We start from the raw sequence: 20,338 nt of genomic DNA, 5'->3' as shown, positions 1-20,338 counted from the left end.
CCCCCCCCCCCGTAATGCTGGTCGGGCACCCTGAATATCCACCAATACTATGGCGAATATCATAGTTGAAGGGTGGTTAAAGCCTACCACCGGCTAGACGCACCAGGCAACCAAAACTCCGGTCACGTCTGATTTATTACATGAGAAACGCATAGTCAACGACCATATCAACAGGAAGCAGCTCGGGTGCCCTGCGCCCCTTCACAGTTAAAACACGAATGCCCCCGGTTGATAAATCATCAACCGGGGGCTTCGTTTAGCTTCTAACGCAGAACCGGGGTTCTACCGCTAAATGCTTAGTGCTGCTCCAGCTCGGAGTTAGCGTTCACGTTCAGCAGGTCGTACTTAGCGAATGCCTTCGCGGGAACGTCTGCTGCAACCTCGCCGCGCTTTGCCAGCATCTGCAGGGTGCGGACAACAACCGACTCTGCATCGATGTGGAAGAAGCGACGTGCACCCGGGCGGGTGTCTGCGAACCCGAAGCCGTCAGCACCCAGGGTTGCGAAGTCGTTCGGAACGAACTGGCGGATCTGGTCGGGAACATCCGAAGTGAAGTCGGTGGTCGCGACAATCGGGCCAGCAGCGCCAGCCAGCTTCTGGGTCACGTAAGGAACGCGAGCGGGCTGGTTCGGGTTCAGCAGAGCCTCTTCCTCAGCGGCAAGGCCGTCGCGGCGCAGCTCGGTCCACGAGGTGACGGACCAGACGTCTGCGGAGACGCCCCAGTCCTCAGCCAGCAGCTGCTGAGCCTTCTCAGCCCACGGAACGGCAACGCCGGATGCCAGCAGCTGTGCCTTGGGGCCGGAGGTCAGCGGGGACTCGCTGATCTTGTGGATACCCTTGATGATGCCCTCAACGTCAACGTTTGCCGGCTCAGCAGGCTGGTGAATCGGCTCGTTGTACACGGTCAGGTAGTACATGACGTTGTGGTCTTCGTCCTTGGTGCCGTACATCTGCTCGATACCGCGCTCCACGATGTGAGCAATCTCGTAGCCGTATGCCGGGTCGTAGATCTTGAACGCCGGGTTGGTGGACGCCAGGATCGGGGAGTGACCGTCAGCGTGCTGCAGACCCTCACCGGACAGGGTGGTACGGCCTGCGGTTGCACCGATGACGAAGCCGCGGCACAGCTGGTCGGCAGCAGCCCAGAAGGAGTCGCCGGTGCGCTGGAAGCCGAACATCGAGTAGAAGATGTAAATCGGGATCATCGGCTCGCCGTGGGTGTCGTAGGACGAACCCAGAGCGATGAATGCAGCGGTTGCGCCTGCCTCGTTAATACCCACGTGAACAATCTGGCCCTCGGGGGACTCGGTGTAGGTGAGCATGAGCTGGTGGTCAACGGGCACGTAGTTCTGACCGTTGGGGTTGTACAGCTTAGCCGAGGGGAAGAAGGAGTCCATACCGAAGGTACGTGCCTCATCGGGGGTGATGGGAGCGATACGGTGACCGAAGCCCTTCACACGCATGAGGTCCTTCATCAGGCGGACGAACGCCATGGTGGTAGCAGCGGTCTGCTTGCCGGAGCCCTTCTTGGTCTGTGCGTAGACCTTGGACTCGGGCAGGATAATCTCAGGCTGGGTGTTTGCACGGCCGGGGATGTAACCGCCGAGTTCCTTACGGCGTGCCTGCATGTACTGCAGTGCCGGGTGGTTTGCCTCGGGCAGGTAGTACGGCGGGTTGTACAGATCCTTCTCCAGCTCCTCGTCGGAGATGGGGATGTTCAGGTGGTCACGGAAGCCCTTCAGTGCTTCCATGGTGAACTTCTTGATCTGGTGGGTGGAGTTACGTGCCTCGAAGAACGGGCCGAGCTCCGCACCCTTAATGGACTGTGCCAGGATGACGGTGGGCTTGCCCTTGGTCTCCATAGCTTCCTTGTAGGCTGCGTAGAGCTTCTTGTCGTCGTGGCCACCCAGGCGCAGGTTGAAGATCTGCTCGTCGGTCAGGTCTGCAACCAGTTCCTTGGTCTCGGGGTACTTGCCGAAGAAGTGCTCGCGGATGTAGCCGCCGTCTTCACCGCGGAAGGTCTGGTAGTCACCGTCGAGGGTTTCGTTCATCAGCTGGATGAGCTTGCCGCTCTTGTCCTTCTGGAGCAGCTCGTCGTAGTCGGAGCCCCACAGGACCTTGATGACGTGCCAGCCTGCGCCGCGGAAGAATGCCTCGAGCTCCTGAACGATCTTGCCGTTACCGCGAACGGGGCCGTCCAGACGCTGCAGGTTGCAGTTGACGACGAAGGTCAGGTTGTCCAGGTGCTCGTTTGCAGCCAACTGCAGTGCACCACGCGACTCGGGCTCGTCCATTTCGCCGTCGCCCAGGAATGCCCAGACGTGCTGCTCGGAGGTGTCCTTGATCTTGTGGTTGTGCAGGTACTTGTTGAAGGATGCCTGGTGGATTGCGTTCAGGGGACCCAGACCCATGGAAACGGTCGGGAACTGCCAGAACTCGGGCATGCAACGGGGGTGCGGGTACGAAGGAATACCGTCTGCGCCCTTGGTCTTCTCCTGACGGAAGCCGTCCATCTGGTCTTCGCTCAGGACGCCCTCAACGAATGCGCGGGAGTAGACACCGGGGGAGGAGTGACCCTGGAAGAAGACCTGGTCACCGCCACCGGGGTGGTTACGGCCGCGGAAGAAGTGGTTCTGGCCCATTTCGTAGAGGTCAGCCACACCTGCGAAGGTGGAGATGTGACCGCCAACGCCGATGCCCTTCTTCTGGGCACGCTGAACCATAATTGCTGCGTTCCAACGAATCCATGCGCGGTACTGGCGCTCGAGTTCCTCATCACCGGGGTACTCGGGCTGCTGGTCGACGGGGATGGTGTTGATGTAGTCGGTCTTGACCAGAGTGGGGACCTTTACGCCCTTTGCACCAGCTTCCTTGAGCAGTGCGCGAAGGATGTACTCTGCACGCTCGGTGCCGTGAGTCTTGATAAGGTCCTCGAGGGACTCGGCCCATTCCTGGGTCTCTTCTACGTCGATGTCCTTGAGGCCATCAAGAAGGGTGCTCAGGGAGTGCTCGTTCGGTACGTTAGCCAAACTAATCCAACCTCTCTTCTGTGCGGTTGTGAGATCGCCCGCCGCGCGATGTTGCGTTGTCGAACAATCTTTGTGTTTAAGCGCTATAGGTCTGTAAGACCCACTTCGCTTCTTATCTCTACTATCTTAGACCTAAAGGTGCCTCTCTTGGTCTCAAATGGGGGTTTTTGTGATGTGGGTTTCGCATTGTGACTATCTGAGTGGAAAAAATGCGCATCAAAAGTACTAGTTATGGTCTTTTTGCACCTAAATGGCGCGGAATGAGGGGGTTGGCGGAATGGCGCGGAATGAGGGGGTGTGTCTTACCTGAAAGGTAGCGGCCTTACATGGCTTGCTGTGGCTTAGTGTGGGGTGCGGTGGGAAAATGAAAAAAATATTGAGACATAGAACACGTTCCATGGATTTGCATGTCATGCCAAAAGCCTGTATAGTTTTTTCTTGTGTTCGCCGCTGGGTCGTCAAACGAAACAGTGAGAACTACGGGTCTTTAGCTCAGATGGTAGAGCGCCACGTTTACACCGTGGATGTCATCGGTTCGATCCCGGTAGGACCCACCGATTACCCCGGTACCGCAAGGTACCGGGGTTTTTCCGTTCTAAGCACTTTCTCCACGCGCTATATTTCTCCAGGAGTGAGAAGGGCGACTCTTCAGAGCATAAAAGTGCACTCCACCTATATATAGCCTGCCCTCAGCGCGTATCCTTATATACATGACTGAAAACAAGAAGGCACAGATTGGTGTCACCGGCCTTGCTGTCATGGGCGCAAACCTCGCCCGCAACCTGGCACGTAACGGCTACACCGTGGCACTGCACAACCGTTCCGTAGAGAAGACCGACGCACTGCTGGCTGAGCACGGCGCAGACGGCGACTTCATCCGCACCGAGTCCCTGCAGGAACTCGTCGACTCCCTCGAGTCTCCCCGCCGCATCCTGATTATGGTCAAGGCGGGCGCACCCGTCGACGCAGTGATCGAGCAGCTCACCCCCATGCTCGACGAGGGCGACATCATTATCGACGGCGGTAACTCCCACTTCCCCGACACCATCCGTCGCGAGCACGCCCTGGCTGAAAAGGGCCTGCACTTCGTCGGCGTTGGCGTTTCCGGCGGCGAAGAGGGCGCTCTCTGGGGCCCCTCCATGATGCCCGGCGGCTCCGCAGAGTCCTACAAGCACCTCGGCCCCATGCTCGAGAAGATCGCAGCGAAGGCACCCCAGGACGGTGCACCCTGCTGCGCATGGATCTCCACCGACGGTGCGGGCCACTTCGTGAAGATGGTCCACAACGGCATCGAGTACGCCGACATGCAGGTCATCGGCGAGGCTTACGACATTCTCCGCTCCGTGGCAGGCATTGAGCCCGCACAGCAGGCAGAGATTTTCAAGACCTGGAACAAGACCGACCTGAGCTCCTACCTGATTGAAATCACCGCTGAGGTGCTCGCACAGGTAGACGCAAAGACCGGCAAGCCGCTGGTCGACGTGATTGTTGACGCAGCGGGCCAGAAGGGCACCGGCCTGTGGACCGCTAAGGCTGGCCTGGACCTCGGTTCCCCCGTCTCCGCTATCGCAGAGTCCGTGTTCGCACGTGCCCTCTCCTCCTCCGAGCGTGAGCAGCGCGAGCAGGCACAGCGCGAACTGCCCGCCGGCCTGATTGCAACCACCGGCGTTGGTGCAGGCGACCCCGAGTTCGTTGAGGATGTGCGCCGCGCACTCTTCGCATCCAAGCTCGTTGCGTACGCACAGGGCATGGACCTGCTGACCCGCGCAGGCAAGGAATACGGCTGGGACCTGAAGCTGGACACCATCGCATCGCTGTGGCGTGCAGGCTGCATCATCCGCGCAGAACTGCTGGGCGACATCATGGCTGCCTACGCAGATGAGGCTCCCGCGAACATGCTGCTGGCACCCGCCTTCAAGAACCTCATGGAGGAGCTCGTTCCCTCCTGGCGTCGCGTGGTGGCTAAGGCAACCGCACTGGGCATCCCCGTGCCGGTGTTCGCTTCCGCACTGTCCTACTACGACGGTCTGCGCCGCGACCGCCTGCCCGCATCCCTGATTCAGGGTCAGCGTGACTTCTTCGGTGCGCACACCTACGGTCGTATTGACGAAGAGGGCGCCTTCCACACCATGTGGAGCGGTGACCGCTCCGAGGTGAACGCAGCGGACATTCACGTTCACTAAGCTCACGTAGCTGAATACGTCAAAGCCCGCCTTCGGCTGGATGAGAATCCGATCGAAGGCGGGCTTTCGTTATGTCTTGTTCGTTATGTCTTGACGGGGCACCCCCCGAGATGCCTCAGGGTATCTTGAGGGGCATGCATAGCAGGGGAGAAGACCTGCGGAGCCCGGTGAGGAGCGCGGAGCCTCGTGAGGAGCCGCCAGGTGCGTCTCTACCGCCTCAAAACGCTTGCCAAGCACTAAATCCACATGGCGGGGTCAATGTACTCCACAGCGTCCACCAGCGGCTTCTTCTTCTCCGGGGTGCGCGGGCGGTGCTTCGCGGGAATGCCGGTAATAATCGAGTCGGCGGGGTGATCGTTGACCACCACGGCGTTCGCGCCAATAGCGCTATCGGCACCAATAACCACCGGACCCAGCACCTTCGCACCGGCACCAATGGTCACGCGGTCACCAATCGTGGGGTGACGCTTCACCTTCTCCAGGGAACGGCCGCCCAGAGTCACGCCGTGGTACAGCATCACGTCGTCACCAACCTCAGCAGTCTCACCAATCACAATGCCCATGCCGTGATCGATGAAGAAACGGCGGCCAATGGTCGCGCCGGGGTGAATCTCCACACCGGTCAGAAAACGAGCAAACTGCGAAAGGGTACGAGCCAGAGCCTTCGTCTCATCCTTCTGCCAGAGCTTATGAGTCAGACGGTGAACCCAAATAGCGTGCATGCCCGAATAGTTCAGCGCAATCTCGACAGCGCCACGCGCAGCAGGGTCGTGCTGGCGGACGTTCTCAATATCTTCACGCAGACGCGCAATAAAACTCATGGGTTCCCTTTCCCTCATCGGTCGTGCTCTGTATGTGTGCGACCTTTCCAAAGGTACCAACAATGAGGCCCAATCACCTATTCCCGCACCCTCAGCTGTCATAGTGGACGCCCCCTCCGAAATCTCGGTCACAATTCCGTGCAGAACGTAATATTTACGCCCCGTACGGCCCTGCCAAGAGCCTCCACCCGCAGACGCTAGATTGGGGCACGCAAAACGCCCCGCCTGCCGTGTATGCAACCGGCAGACGAGGCGTTAGCTAAAAGCTCAATTAGCCGCGGATGTCCTCGTACAGAGCGGTGGAGATATAACGCTCACCGAAGTCAGGAACGATAGCCACAATCAGCTTGTCCTTGTTCTCAGACTTCTTAGCCTCCTCCAGAGCAGCCCAAACAGCCGCACCGGAAGAAATACCGCCCAGAATACCTTCCTGGGTAGCCAGCAGGCGGGAGGTGCGCATAGCGTCCTCAGCGCTGACCGGGGTCACGGAATCGTAGATGCCGCGGTCCAGGGTGTCCGGAACGAAGTTAGCGCCCAGGCCCTGAATCTTGTGGGGGCCAACGCGACCCTCAGAGAGCAGCGGGGAGTCCTTCGGCTCAACCGCAACAACCTTCACGTTGGGGTTCTGCTCCTTCAGGTACTTACCGGTACCGGAGATGGTGCCGCCGGTGCCAATACCCGCCACGAAAATGTCGACCTTGCCGTCGGTTGCTTCCCAAATCTCGGGGCCGGTGGTGTTGTAGTGAATAGCGGGGTTCGCCTCGTTAGAGAACTGAGACGCCAGGATAGCGTTCTCGGTGGTCGCAACGATTTCCTTAGCCTTCTCCACAGCACCGCGCATACCCTCGGTACCGGGGGTCAGCACAATCTGAGCACCGTAAGCGCGCAGCAACACGCGACGCTCAGCAGACATGGTCTCCGGCATGGTCAGGATGACGCGGTAACCGCGAGCAGCACCCACCATAGCCAGCGCAATACCGGTGTTACCGGAAGTACCCTCAACAATGGTGCCGCCGGGCTTCAACGCACCCGACTTCTCAGCAGCGTCAATGATGGCGCGGCCGATACGGTCCTTGACCGAACCAGCGGGGTTGTAGAACTCAAGCTTGACCGCGACGTTACCGGGAAGACCCTCGTCCAGTCGGTTCAGCTTAATCAGGGGGGTCTGGCCGGTTGCTTCAACAATGCTGTTGAGAATCTTTGCCATGGGGTGCTCCTTACATGAGCCTGGGGGGAGGCCAGCCGCGACGGGGTCTCCGCAATGAATAATCGGTTACGTGGCAACTCTACTACTCGCTGGCGACAGGTTTAAACCTGCGGTCACAGTTCGTAATAATGCCAGAGAAAAACCTCAGGGAACGAGGTTCAAAAAGAGGGTACAGAAAAGCGCCGCACAAACCCTTTCTCGATAAAGGATGATGAATGTGCGGCGCTCTCTAGAAACATTATGTAGCCCAAAAGACAACCTCTGTATATAAGAGTAGTGATGAACTCTGTTCACCGCAAGCTGGAGCCACAAATTTTATTGCCATCAATGGAAAAAACAGTGAAAAACCGCATCCTGAGATGGAAAAGACGCAAAAGCGGGGGAGAGAACCAGCCCAGGGGACTAGTTGATGTCCATGTGCAGGTCCCACTTGTTGTTCAAGTAGCGACCAACTGCCTCACCGAACATCTTCACGTGACGCTTATCAGCCGCCACGGTCTGCTCCTTGCCGTCCTTGAACAGCTTCTCGCCCAGATCAACGTTCAGAGTCACGGTCCAGTTGTACGCGCCCTGAGCCAGAACCGGCTGCTTGGTGCCAATAGTCAGGGTAGCGGTCGGGTTCACGTACCAGGTCTTCTTCTCGTCAATACCGGCCTTGGTGGAGTCCGCGTACTTCTTCATCGCCGCCAGGGTCTCCTGGTCGGTGCTGACCTCGTTCATGTAGTGCATATCACCGGTACGCAGCAGGTACTCAAACGCCGCACCGAAGTACGCCAGAGCCGCCGCAAAGCCAGCCACCGAATTCTGGTGCATAGCCTCCGGAACGATCGGGGAAGGAACATTCTGCGGCGGGTGCTCAGCGTTACCCGGCTGGTACTCGCCGTGATCCTCCATCTTCTCCAGCTTCGCTACGCCACTGTAATCCTTATTGTCATTAGGCAGCGGAGAGCTCGTCGCAGTAGCCGACGCAGAAGCAGAAGGGGAAGCAGACGCCGAAGCCGAAGCGCTCGGCGAAGCGGTAGCAGACTCAGAAGCCGCAGCAGAAGCGCTCTCAGAGCCAGAAGCGGAAGCAGACGCCTCAGAAGTAGCCTTAGAGCCACAAGCCGCCAGCAAAGCCATAGAGCTGACGCCCAGCACACCCAGCGCCGCGCGGCGGGTCAGGTTCTCGGACATAGTGATACCTTTCAGTCAGTCGGTGATTGCAACCAGTTTAGCCGCAAACCCAACAGGATACAGAGTTGAGTGGACGAAGCGTGAGAAGCGCCTCGCAGATAAAAGCGTTATGACGAACTAAGACGCCGCGGAGGTGACGGACGCCTCAACGGAAGCCTCAGCAGAAGCGGCGGCAGAAGAGGGCTCGGAAGTAGATGGGGAAGCCGCGCCGGATGCCGCAGTACTTGCGGTGGACGCGCCTCCCTGAATGGTGGCACCGTACGCCACGCTCAGCTCCCACATCTTCGAATCAGTGTGGTAGCGGCCGCGGAAATCGCACTCCTGAATCGTCACTCGAGAAGCCGGACCTGCCGCAGTCGCAGAGGCAGAGGCGCTCGGGGACGCCGCATCAGATACCAGCGCATCCTCAGACGGCTCAGTAGGCTCCGCAGAAGCCGAAGCGCTCGCCGAGGCGGCCACCGGCTGAATCTTGCCCTCAGCCACCGCCTCCGTACCAAAGTCCAGAGTGTACTGACCCTTAAACAGCAGGTTGCCATCGCTCATAATCGACGGCTGCGCGCTCGCCAGGGCATAAGACGCCGACGGGTTCACATACCAGGAACCCTTCTCCACACCCGCAAGAATAGACGCCGACAGGGCATCCACCTCAGAGCGAGTCTTCGACGACAGCTGAATGCCGGTCGAGAACGCATCCGTGCTACCGGTCTTCACCAGATAATCCATAGCCACCGCAAAATAAGCAACCGCCTCATGAAAACCCGTCACCGTATTCAACGAGAGAGTATCAGTCACCTTCGGCTTCGGAGCATTACGCGGCGGATGATCCACCGTACCCTGCTCATAATTCAACGCACCATCATAGTGGGTGTACTCCACCAGACCCGAATAGTTCTGACCATCATCGCTGTACCCATTCGGGTTAGCGCTCGACTTCGAACCATTCAGGCTACCGCCCTGAGAGCCCGACTGCTGGCTAGAGCTACCCGAGCCGCACGCGCTCAACAGCGCCGCAGAACCCGCAACAGCGGAGGCGCCCACACCCAGACGCAGCAGGGAGCGGCGAGAGAAAGACTGAGAAAAAGAAGACATAAGAGAAAAACCTTGAATCCAGGAAAGCTCGTTACTACCAGAGTAAAACAGATCATGCCCTAACCCGAGTGCGAGTTAGGGCATGATGCCTCATCCATCTGAGGGCTTAAAGGTTGTCACCATTAGAGTTGCCGCCGTTACCGGAGTTACCGGAATTGCCAGCATTACCGCCGTTAGCGGCACCACCATTAGCGCCACCATTCTGCGGCTGAGCCGAAGCCTGAGCCTCGTACTCATCCTGAATCGTCAGAGTCCAGTCATTATCGTGGCGCACACCGGTAACCACCAGACCGCGCTCAGTACGGCGCACCTTCTCAGACATCTCCGCGGGAGCACCGTCAATCACCACGGTCGGACCCAAATCAATCACCAGGTCAAAGGTCCACTGCACGCTCTTCTTCACCAGCGCAGGAACTGCAGTGAACGCAGACATGGTCACCTTCGGCGACACAAACCAATCACGATTCTGCGAGCTCTCATTCGACTCATCCATAAACGAAGAGAACGAAGCAATGAATTTCTCATCAGCCTTCGAGTCACGCAGCGGAGCCGCATCACCGGTAAGCACCAGGTAATTGATCGCCGCATACACGAAAGCAATCGAATCGTACAGACCCTGCACCGAGTTCTCCGACGCGCTCGCCGGACGCTTGGGGAACGGCACGTTCTGAGCGGGCGCAGACTCGGTCGCCGGAACGAAATTACCCTTCTTCTCATAGTTGTCGAAGGTGACCTCGCCGCTAAAATCAGTACGCGCAGAAGCCGAAGGGGAAATCTGAGGGGTATCCGCATCAGCAGTCTCGCTGGAGGACGAGCTACCGCCGCACGCAACCAGCAGGGCGCTCAAAGATACGCCCGCAACGCCCGCACCCGCGTAACGCAGAGCAGTACGGCGGCTGATGCCGGTGGTGGAACTGGGAAGCCCGGAGGTCATGGGGAAAAGCGCCACGGAATACCTTTCGAGTGAGAATCTCAGGTGAGAGACGAGTGAGAGAACGCCTCGACGAGCGGATATCACACGCGGATATCCCTCTAGAGACAGTCCTAAGTATAACGCGCCCCCGCCTTCACACCCGTGCGTACCAGCGCTCAAAGGAGCGTGATATGCCGCCCATCAGCGAACTTACCGCAGCCAGTGAACTCAGTGGAACCAGCGGGAGCATCGCGCCGAATGGGGCATAGCGGGTATAGCGAAGGAGGGGACGCGTTAATCGTCTATAGAGATCGTCTATAGGGGAGGGGCTACTGGGCGCCCCCGGCGGGAGCAACATCTCCACCAGCGGCACCGGGCTCAGCGGCACCGGGTGCTACGGTCGGCTGAGCCGTCGCAGCGCCAGGCTGAGTCGCCACGGGCTGCGCGGGAGCGGTAGCCGCAGGCGCCTGGGTAGCGGCAGGCTGAGGAGCCTGAGCCGCGCCTCCCTGACCTGCAGAACCCTGACCGGCACCATTCTGTGCGGCACCACCATTCTGGGAGCCAGTGTACTGACGGGAACCGCCCTGACCGGCACTGCTCTGACCTGCGCCATTCTGAGCGGCAGGAGCCTGAGCCGCGCCGTTACCCGAAGTGTTTGCGCCGGTATTCGCGCCAGCATTAGCCGCCACGGTGCTGTCATCAGTCACCGTCGGGGTATAGGTCGAGGAAGGATGCGCGCGCGGAGTCTGAGTCGGCTTCGGGGTCAACGCGGGATCGTACTGCTGAGGCGCAATCACCAACCAGCGCTTCGCCTCCTCATCGTACTCAGCGTAGAGAGCCTTAATCTCCTGCGCCTCAGTGTCCTCCAGAGGCTTGGTCGTGTTGGTCGCCTTCTCAACCTGCAGACCGTGCGCCTGAGTCACGGTGCACGCCCACGAATACTTCGTGCCGCGGGTCGTCGGCTGCTTATCGGTCAGACGGAACGTCCACTCGCCGCCCACCAGCCAGTTCGTGCCGGGCGCATAGAAGGCGCGTAGCTTCTCCAAAGAAGCACGCTGAACAGAATTATCCTGATGAACCACCTGCAGAGCAGGACCGGGGTCACCGGTCATGCGGGCATAGTTCACCGCCGCCGCAAAATACGCGAAGGTGGCGCGCAGACCGCGGGCGTTCTTGTCGTACATGCTCTCATCCTCAATCGGGATGGGCACGGCACTCGCCTTAGAATCAACGCTTGCCGGGCCGGCAGTCGGCTCAATCGTGTACACCTGACCGGTTTCCGGGTCGGTGCTGCTCATCGGGGCCGCACCGTTGCCCGCAATGTACTTAGTCCACTTCAGCTCGCCCGACAGATTGTCGTAGGCACCCGCAATCGAAGCGGAAGCAGTGGGGGAGGCAGTCGCCTCCTCAGTCTTTTTGGAACCGCAAGCGGCAAGCATCGCACCCAGGGCGGCGGTGCCCGTAAGCGCAATAAAGTGGCGGCGGCTGTGAATCATAGTGATCCCCTTGAATGTGCTGTATGCGGAAGTATCGGTGATAGGTGAAGAGCTCACGCCCTAATCCTCAGCCTAACATCACGCCCCTAGAAGTGGGCGTGAAGCAGTCACCCGCGGGGCGGGTAGAGGCGTATTGAGGCGAAAAGGAGCGGACCTCATCTAGCCCTAGCCTATAGATTTCACGCGTGGCACACAAATAAAAGCCCTCATCCGTGCCTCATATCACCCAATATGACGGGTTCTTTGAGGCACGGATGTAAAGAAGCTTTAGGCTGAGCCTCGAATATAACGAGCCGCCTTAGAAGAGGTGCTCTCATTCGGGGTCGGGTGCGCACTCGGAGCGTTCGCGGATGGTTCAGCGGTAGCCGCCGGGGTTGCGGTAGCGCTCGGGGAAGACTTCGGATCCTCCAGCATCTGCCAGCCCTCTTCACCAAAGTAGACGTAAGCATCCGCCTTCTGATTGCTGCCGTAGATACCGGTGAGCTGCTCACGCTGACGGGTCTCATGGTTGAACAGGAACGCGTTTTCGTCCACCTTCAGGGTCGCCTTCCAGCAGTAGACGTCCTGCTCGGTAGCGGGCACCGGCTGCGGGGAGCTCAGGTTAATGCACATGGGGTGGTTGTTCTTAGAGACCAGCCAACCAATGTTGTAGCGGTAGATATCGCGGTACATTTGCGCCATCTGACTAAAGTGCTCCTGGCCGGGCAAATCCATGAAGGGATTGGTGTCACCGGTGAGGAGCATGTAGTTCTGCGCCGCACCCCAGTACTGCAGGAAGGCGTGCAGGCCCTCGACGGTGCGCTCTTTAGCTTCCGGGGGCATGGTGGGGCGGGGGACATTGACGGCTCGATGGCTCAGGGTACCGTTCGAGAAATTTCCGGAACGCTCAAAGAACTCATCGGGCAGGATCGCCGGGCCGCGGCCGTCCAGAGCGGATTTGGGTAGAGGCTCGGCGTAGGTGATGCTGCGCGTGGTGGTCGCAGATTTGGTCTGGGTGCTCTGAGGTGCCGGTGCGGCATTAGTGGGAGAGGATTCAGTGAGTGGTTGAGGGCGAGAAACTGCGTTGGGGCTGCAGGCGCTTGCGAGTGCACTCAATGCTGCTCCGGAAGAAAGAGCAAGAAGATGGCGACGTGACAGCGAACCGAACATACGCAACCTTTCGCAAGAGTAAAGACGGGCAGGCAGTAACGGGTAGCTCGAATGCAGTTGAGCGAGGGCTCTGTGAGCGTTCCCGAAGGGTGTGGCATACCGCGGTGAGTACGGATGCGATAGAAAGGGCAGGCCAGAAGCCTCCTGAGGGAATCGGTGTGGGTTATGACCTGCCTGGTTGTCGTGCTCAATGATTCTAAGCGTACTTTCAGGTTCGAAACGACCATATCTGCGCTTGAGCGTAAAAAGTTATCAAATCTTAATATTTGCCCGTTTTATGCGGGTTATAAAACGTACCAATGTGTTTGGGATAACCGCATTAAAATCTGTTGTTTCCCCTAGAAACTTGGGGATTTTTCGGCTTTTTCTTGATATGAGTAAATCATAAATTGGAGTTGTTGCACCATGTGTGTAAATAGTATTTCAACCTCTCCACGTTGTCCGAACACCCATCAAAAACACCCCGAAAAGCGAACCCAAACTCCCCGCCGCCGCAACGTGCCCACCGCAACGCCCACACATGGCATGAAGTGGGTTCACCCTATGGGACAATAGCGCTGTGACTACCACCGACTATGCGCAGCTCAAAGCAGCTCGCGAACTGCTCACTCGAATCCCCCTCCCGCTCGACGTAGAACCCGGCGAAACCCCCGGCACCCCCTACACCGTCACCCACGACGGCACCGCAGAGCACGGCACCGCCACCGCGCGCACCCTACTCGCCGCCATGGCACGCCAACTCGATGACTACATCCTGCCGCGTAGCGCCAGCGTCGATAACCCCCTCACCATCGTGGTCGGCGGCTCCACCGGCGCCGGCAAATCCACCCTCGTCAACACCCTGCTCGGCGAACCGCTCACCCAGTCCGGCGCGATTCGACCCACCACCCGCCACCCCGTCCTGCTGCACCGTGCAGAAGACGAGGCGGCGCTGTCACCCGAACGCTTCCTGCCTACCCTGCCGCGTACCCGCACCTCCGGCATGAACGCCGGATCGCAGGCACTACCCGGCCTCGACCCGAAGATTGCGCGCGCCCTCATTCCTATTACTACCTCGGCGCTGCCGCAGGGCATCGCGCTCATCGACGCACCCGATATCGACTCCATCTCCGAGGAAAACCGCACCCTCGCCAAGGAACTGCTCTCCGCCGCTGACCTGTGGCTCTTCGTCACCACCGCCAACCGCTACGCCGACGCCGTGCCCTGGGAACTGCTCCACGAAGCAGCCGCACGCTCCATCGCCATTGCCGTGGTGCTCAACCGCGTGCCCGAAGGCGACGAAGAAGCCATCGAAAACGACCTGCGACGCATGCTCGACGAGGCCGGAATCCACGCCGTACTGATTCACACCGTCACCGAACAGCCGCGCGACGAAAGCGGCATGCTCGCACCCGTCAGCCTCGCCCCGCTGACCCTGTGGATCCGCGAACTCGGCGCCGACGCACCTGCCCGCGCCGCTATCGCCCGGCAGACCCTTGCAGGTGCCGTCGAAACCCTCGCCGGTAACCTGCAGGTGCTCGCCGCCGAACAGGCACGCCAGCAGGCGGCGCACCAGTCGCTTGCCACCATCGCCGCAGAAGAATACGAGGACGCGCTGACCACCATCGACGGGGCGCTCTCCGACGGCTCCCTGCTACGCGGCGAAGTGCTCTCGCGCTGGCACGATTTCGTGGGAACCGGCGACTTCTTCCGCTCCCTCGACAGCACCATCGGTCGACTGCGCGACCGCGTCGGCTCCGCCCTGCGAGGCCAGCCCGCAGCTGCCCAGAAGGTAGAAGACGCCCTCGAAAGCGGCATCCACGCCGTCGTGCTGGATGCGGCCGCACGCGCCTCCGAAAACACCCGCACCCGCTGGCGTGCCAGCCGCGCTGGACGCTCCCTGCTGGCGCGCCTGGACGCGCCGCAGGCTGCCTCCGCCGCGCCCGAAAAGAATGCAGGCGCAAACGGCGAGGCGAAGGGCAACGAAGCGAAGGGCGAAGTGCAGTCCGCCGAGGATATCTTCTCCGCAGCCGTTGCCGAACAGATTCGCCTCTGGCAGGGCTCCGTCCTCGAAATGATCCGCGAAGAAGGCGCCGACAAGCGCAAACGCGCCCGCTTCCTCTCCCTGGGTGTGAACGCCACCGCCGTGATGCTCATGGTCGCCGCGTTCAGCCTCACCGGCGGCATTACCGGTATTGAGGCGGGTATCGCCGGCGGTAGCGGCGTGGTTGGCACCAAGCTGCTCGAGTCCGTCTTCGGTGAAGACGCGGTGCGCCGCATGGCAACCCGCGCCCGCACCGACCTGCTCGAACGCATGGCGGATCTGCTCACCGAGCACGCTCAGCCCTTCACCGCCGTACTCGAAGAAACCGACCCACAGGCTGATGCCGAGGACATTCACCGCGCCGCCGAGCAGGTGCATGCGATTGCCGCAGAAATGAGCGCCCAGAGTCAAACCACACAGAGCCAAGCCGCAGCCCACACTAACGGCACGGTTGCCCGCTAAACCACTCCGGACAGGCACCCCGCACCACAGACGAAGAAAAACGCACTATGACTACCCCCGAGAAGAAACTCGAGAACACTGAGCGCAACGCCGAGCGAGGCGCCACCCCCGCCGTGGCGACTTCGCCCTTCGCGCGCTCCGTTGCATCCCTGAAGGACGCCATCAGCTACGGCGAAGGACGAGTCCCCGAAACCGTTCTGCTCGACGCCGCCGAAACCCTCGAACGTCTCAGCCAACGCCGCGAACTCTCCACCGAACACACCGTCATCGGCTTCTTCGGCGCGACCGGCAGCGGCAAATCCACGCTCTTCAACGCCATCGCCGGGCAGAACATTGCCCTCTCTGCTCCCACACGCCCGACGACCTCCACCGTGCAGGCGGCAATCTGGGAAGCAGAAGGCAGCGAAGAGCTACTTGACTGGCTCGGCATCGACAAGCGCGTCTACCCGCAAACTCAGGCGCTCGCCGCCGAAGGAGAGGCAACCGAGGGTAACGAAGCAGGCGGAAACAATAAAGCAACCGGGGGAGCTGCGGCACCCAACGCCGTCACCGAACCGGCACCCGGACTCTTCAACCGCATCCGCCGAGCCGTCGGCGGACGCGGCGAAATGCGCACCCGCACCGGCGGCCTCATCCTGCTGGACATGCCCGACTTCGACTCGGTCACCACCACCAACCGCGACCTCGCCGCCCGCATGATGCGCTACGTGGACGTACTCGTCTGGGTCGTCGACCCCCAAAAATATGCCGACGCCGTCATCCACCGCGACTTCATGGTGCCGCTTGCCGCATCCGGCGCGCAGGCGCTCTGCGTGCTCAACCAGGCGGACAAACTCGCACCCGCCGAGGTGCCTGCCGTGCTCGCATCCCTCACCCGCCTGCTCCAGGCTGAGGGTACCGAAGCGCACTTGCTCGCCGCACCCATCGCCGTCTCCGCGCGAACCGGTGAGGGCGTGGACGTGCTCCGTGACCTGCTCGCCCAGGTAGCCGCCGCCAAGAGCCTGTCCCTGCAGCGAACCGACGCGCAGCTGCACGCCACCGCCTCCCAGCTGCGCACCTACGCCGGGGGAGAGGGGACCGTACTCGCCGGAGCCTACGCACTCGACGCGGAGCAGAAGCTCGTGAAGGCGTGCTACACCTCCAGCCAGGCGGAGCAGGTTTTGCAGGCGGCAACCGCCTCCTACCGCCGTACTGCGGGTCAGCACACCGGCTGGATCCTCACCCGCTGGATGAGCCGCCTAAAGGCTGACCCCCTGCGCCGCCTGCACTTGGGACAGCAAGATGAAACAAAGAGCGCGTCTAAGACCGAGAAGTCCGCAGGTATGCTCGGTTCCGATAGCGAGAATGCACCCGAGCTGGTGGCATCCTCGCTGCCTCCGCTGAGCGCCGCGCAGAAGGCTGGCATGGCAAACGCCGTGCGCCAGTACAGCAAGCAGATGGCGGCCCGCATCGACGAACCGTGGAAGCGCAGCATGAAGGAAGCCGCCCTCTCCCGCGAGGCGGAGCTTCCCGAACTGCTCGAACGCGACATGGTGCGCATCGACTACGGTCTGGGCCGCACCCGCGCCCCCTGGGTCATCTTCAACGCCCTGCAGTGGATCGCGCTAATGAGCGCCCTGGTAGGCGTCGGCTGGCTGACCCTGATTTCCGGCATGGCGTACCTGCAGATTCAACTGCCGCCCGCCCCGACCCCCGAAGGCTCCCCGGTGCCCCTGCCGACCCTGCTTCTGCTGCTGGGTATCCTGCTTGGTATTGCCTCGGCGGGTGTGGGCAGGCTACTTACCGCCATGGGCTCACGCTACTACGCACGTAAGCTGCGGGGGCGCCTGCAGACCGGCGTGGAGAAGGCGGTGCAGTCCTGCGTGGTCGCCCCGGTACAGCAGGAAGCAAAGTGCCTGAACGCCTACCGTAAGGCGCTGGACATTTAGCGGCGTATCATCCGAGAAACCGTATCAGGCTGAGAGCGCACAAAAGAATCCCTCCCTACCTCAATCGAGGCGGGGAGGGATTCTTTTCGTTAAATCTATACGCTACTGAAGCTTAGTCCTCTTCAGTACTCTCAGCGCAGGGAGCCTGCTGGGACGCCGCAAGCTCACGCAGACCGTCCGTAATCGCCTGAGCAGCCTTAACGACCAGCTCAGGGTAGTTGCGGTTCGGCTGGCGGGTCATACGGTCAATCGGGCCTGAGATAGACACTGCCGCAATCACCTTGCCACCGGGCGCACGCACCGGAGCAGAGACCGAGGCGGTACCGCGCTCGCGCTCACCCACGGACTGCGCCCAACCGATGCGGCGCACAGCCGCGAGCATGGCGGCGCTGAAGTGCGCGTCGCGCAGGCCTTCAACAATGCGGTTCTGATCTTCCCAGGCCAGCAGAACCTGGGCGGCGGAACCAGCCTGCATGGACAGCTGGGTGCCAACCGGGATGGATTCGTGCATGCCGGAGGGTCGTGCCGCGGTTGCCGCGCATACACGCCAGTCGCCCTGGCGGCGGTACAGCTGGGTGGATTCGTCAGCTTCGAGGCTAAGCTTCTGCAGAATCGGGTCTGCCACGGTGATGAGCTCATCGGAAATGGTGGCGGACGCGAGTTCGGTCAGGCGGGGTCCGAGCATGAAGCGTCCCTGCACGTCGCGGGCTACGAGGCGGTGGTGAGCCAACGCCACGGCGAGGCGGTGTGCGGTGGGGCGCGCCAGACCGGTTGCCTTGACGAGGTCGCCCAGGGATACGGGGCCTGCCTCGAGGCAGTCAAGAATGAGGGTTGCCTTGTCGAGCACGCCAACGCCGGAGGAGCCGTGGGAGTGTACCTCTACCATCTGCTCGTCGGCGGCCATGTGTTCGGGCGGCTTGACGGGGTCGACAATCGGTGCGTTGTGGTGTGTGGATGCGTTGGGGTGACGCATTCCGTGTGCGTTAAAACGTGAGGCGGAAGGAGTCATTCTTATATTCTATCTCAGAATATGAAAGATACCCCGGACTTCATGGACTCTTTGAGATGCAGAGCTGAAGATGGAATCACCCCCTACGGGATAAATTGTGAACTTTTCATAATAAGTGTTTGTGTGGGTTTATGGGTGAAAATATGCGAAAAGACGCAGAAAAATGCGAATAATCTCGCAAAATTACCCTGGAGTCATAGAGTAAACCCACATAAAAACACTCGCTAGTTCGGGGTGTTTCTAGGCCGTCTCACAGGCTAAGAATCCGTGAAAAAATATGCGACACGCCGCAGGGAAATACCGATTTGAGGGTCCCATCGGGTACATAATCCGCCCCTCAACTCCGCAAACTTGCGGCACGCACCACACCGAACGCATCCACCGTAGGAACGCATCAAGCAGGAGAAAGCATGACTAGCGAACAGAACGCAACCACCGCGGGCACCCGTCCGCGCACCCTGGCAGAAAAAGTCTGGGACGCACACGTCGTCGTCCCCGGTGAAAACGGCAAGCCCGACCTGCTCTACATCGACCTGCAGCTACTGCACGAAGTGACCTCCCCCCAGGCATTCGAAGGCCTGCGCATCGAGAACCGCCCCCTGCGCCGCCTCGACCTGACCATCGCCACCGAGGATCACAACACCCCCACCGACAACATCTTCGGCACCATCGCCGACCTGACCAGCCGCACCCAGATCGAGACCCTGCGCCGCAACGCCAAGGAATTCGGCGTGCGCATCCACTCCCTCGGTGACGAAGAACAGGGCATTGTGCACGTGGTCGGCCCGCAGCTGGGTCTGACCATGCCCGGCATGACCATCGTCTGCGGCGACTCCCACACCTCCACCCACGGTGCGTTCGGCGCTCTCGCGTTCGGTATCGGCACCTCCGAGGTGGAGCACGTCATGGCCACCCAGACCCTGCCCCTGGCACGCTTCAAGACCATGGCCATCAACGTTGAAGGCACTCTCAAGCCCGGCGTGACCGCTAAGGACATCATCCTCGCCGTCATCGCGCAGATTGGCACCGGCGGCGGTCAGGGCTACGTGCTCGAGTACCGCGGCTCCGCAATCCGCTCCCTCTCCATGGAGGGCCGCATGACCATGTGCAACATGTCCATCGAGGCGGGCGCACGCGCCGGCATGGTCGCTCCCGACGAGACCACCTTCGAGTACATCAAGGGCCGCCAGCACGCACCCAAGGGCGAAGAGTGGGACAAGGCAGTCGAGTACTGGAAGAGCCTGCCCACCGACGAAGGCGCCGTCTTCGACAAGGAAATCTTCATCAACGCTGACGAGCTCGAGCCCTTCGTCACCTGGGGCACCAACCCCGGCCAGGGTGTACCGCTGAGCCACACCGTTCCCTCCCCGGACGACTTCGAGGACGAGAACGATAAGGTCGCAGCAGAGCGCGCCCTCGAATACATGGGCCTGGAGGCGGGTACCCCCATGAAGGACATCCCCGTGGACGTCGTCTTCCTGGGCTCCTGCACCAACTCCCGCATCGAGGACCTGCGCGCCGCAGCGGACATCGTGCGCGGCCGCACCATCGCCGAGAACGTGCGCATGATGGTCGTTCCCGGCTCCCAGAAGGTCCGCGCGCAGGCAGAAGCAGAAGGCCTGGACAAGGTCTTCAAGGACTTCGGCGCCGACTGGCGCTTTGCCGGATGCTCCATGTGTCTGGGCATGAACCCCGACCAGCTGGCACCCGGTGAGCGTTGCGCCTCCACCTCGAACCGTAACTTTGAGGGCCGCCAGGGTAAGGGTGGTCGCACCCACCTGGTCTCCCCGGTGGTTGCTGCCGCAACCGCTGTGCGCGGTACCCTGTCCGCCCCGTCCGACGTCGTGGCCTAGCAC

13 protein-coding genes and 1 tRNA gene are annotated in these 20,338 nt (G+C 60.7%); 5 read left to right on the top strand and 9 right to left on the bottom strand.

Translation table 11 applies throughout. The annotated features are described in order from the left end of the window. Positions 1-296: 296 nt before the first annotated feature. The gene (gene aceE, locus HMPREF2605_RS08555) at positions 297-3,029 is read right to left on the bottom strand and encodes a pyruvate dehydrogenase (acetyl-transferring), homodimeric type (RefSeq protein ID WP_070848004.1); all 2,733 of its coding nucleotides are present in this window, start codon (positions 3,027-3,029) and stop codon (positions 297-299) included. Between the two features lie 481 nt (positions 3,030-3,510). On the opposite strand from aceE, the gene HMPREF2605_RS08550 reads away from it, so the two are divergent. Together HMPREF2605_RS08550 and gndA are read left to right on the top strand one after the other, a co-directional pair. Then, positions 3,511-3,583, top strand: a tRNA-Val gene (locus HMPREF2605_RS08550). A 156-nt stretch (positions 3,584-3,739) separates the two neighbouring features. Further along, positions 3,740-5,212, top strand: a complete 1,473-nt coding sequence (gndA, locus tag HMPREF2605_RS08545) for an NADP-dependent phosphogluconate dehydrogenase (protein ID WP_049342124.1) — start codon at positions 3,740-3,742, stop codon at positions 5,210-5,212. Positions 5,213-5,448: 236 nt separating this feature from the next. Here the strand turns inward: gndA and epsC are convergent, their stop codons facing one another. From epsC to HMPREF2605_RS08510, 7 genes are all read right to left on the bottom strand, one after another. Further along, positions 5,449-6,033: a serine O-acetyltransferase EpsC gene (gene epsC / locus HMPREF2605_RS08540; protein WP_005507433.1), complete on the bottom strand. Its 585-nt coding sequence runs from the start codon at positions 6,031-6,033 to the stop codon at positions 5,449-5,451. Positions 6,034-6,304: 271 nt separating this feature from the next. After that, positions 6,305-7,240: a cysteine synthase A gene (gene cysK / locus HMPREF2605_RS08535; RefSeq protein ID WP_049347413.1), complete on the bottom strand. Its 936-nt coding sequence runs from the start codon at positions 7,238-7,240 to the stop codon at positions 6,305-6,307. 402 nt (positions 7,241-7,642) lie between these two features. Further along, the gene (locus HMPREF2605_RS08530) at positions 7,643-8,413 is read right to left on the bottom strand and encodes a DUF6318 family protein (RefSeq protein ID WP_049356643.1); all 771 of its coding nucleotides are present in this window, start codon (positions 8,411-8,413) and stop codon (positions 7,643-7,645) included. 117 nt (positions 8,414-8,530) lie between these two features. Next, complete coding sequence (locus tag HMPREF2605_RS08525) at positions 8,531-9,502, bottom strand: DUF6318 family protein (protein WP_070848002.1); 972 nt, start codon at positions 9,500-9,502, stop codon at positions 8,531-8,533. Between the two features lie 106 nt (positions 9,503-9,608). Beyond that, positions 9,609-10,451 carry a DUF6318 family protein gene (locus tag HMPREF2605_RS08520; RefSeq protein WP_070847998.1) on the bottom strand — a complete coding sequence of 281 codons (843 nt, stop codon included), beginning with the start codon at positions 10,449-10,451 and terminating at the stop codon, positions 9,609-9,611. A gap of 293 nt (positions 10,452-10,744) precedes the next feature. Then, a complete protein-coding gene (locus HMPREF2605_RS08515; protein WP_070677232.1) occupies positions 10,745-11,911 on the bottom strand; it encodes a DUF6318 family protein in 1,167 nt (388 codons plus the stop codon). 267 nt (positions 11,912-12,178) lie between these two features. Further along, the gene (locus HMPREF2605_RS08510) at positions 12,179-13,006 is read right to left on the bottom strand and encodes a DUF6318 family protein (RefSeq protein ID WP_246828196.1); all 828 of its coding nucleotides are present in this window, start codon (positions 13,004-13,006) and stop codon (positions 12,179-12,181) included. Between the two features lie 613 nt (positions 13,007-13,619). On the opposite strand from HMPREF2605_RS08510, the gene HMPREF2605_RS08505 reads away from it, so the two are divergent. Together HMPREF2605_RS08505 and HMPREF2605_RS08500 are read left to right on the top strand one after the other, a co-directional pair. Further along, a complete protein-coding gene (locus HMPREF2605_RS08505; RefSeq protein WP_070847991.1) occupies positions 13,620-15,545 on the top strand; it encodes a dynamin family protein in 1,926 nt (641 codons plus the stop codon). A 47-nt stretch (positions 15,546-15,592) separates the two neighbouring features. Beyond that, positions 15,593-17,473 carry a GTPase gene (locus HMPREF2605_RS08500; protein WP_070847988.1) on the top strand — a complete coding sequence of 627 codons (1,881 nt, stop codon included), beginning with the start codon at positions 15,593-15,595 and terminating at the stop codon, positions 17,471-17,473. A 112-nt stretch (positions 17,474-17,585) separates the two neighbouring features. Here HMPREF2605_RS08500 and HMPREF2605_RS08495 read toward each other — a convergent pair whose 3' ends face one another. Then, complete coding sequence (locus HMPREF2605_RS08495) at positions 17,586-18,482, bottom strand: IclR family transcriptional regulator (protein ID WP_005507443.1); 897 nt, start codon at positions 18,480-18,482, stop codon at positions 17,586-17,588. A gap of 410 nt (positions 18,483-18,892) precedes the next feature. On the opposite strand from HMPREF2605_RS08495, the gene leuC reads away from it, so the two are divergent. Then, positions 18,893-20,335, top strand: coding sequence for a 3-isopropylmalate dehydratase large subunit (leuC, locus tag HMPREF2605_RS08490; protein WP_070847985.1), 1,443 nt, complete (start codon positions 18,893-18,895; stop codon positions 20,333-20,335). Positions 20,336-20,338: the final 3 nt, after the last annotated feature.

This window comes from Rothia sp. HMSC065C03, from assembly GCF_001837295.1.
Taxonomy (GTDB): Bacteria; Actinomycetota; Actinomycetes; order Actinomycetales; family Micrococcaceae; genus Rothia.
The sequence above is the reverse complement of the archived record's forward strand: the minus strand, read 5'-3'. Positions and strand labels throughout refer to the sequence as shown.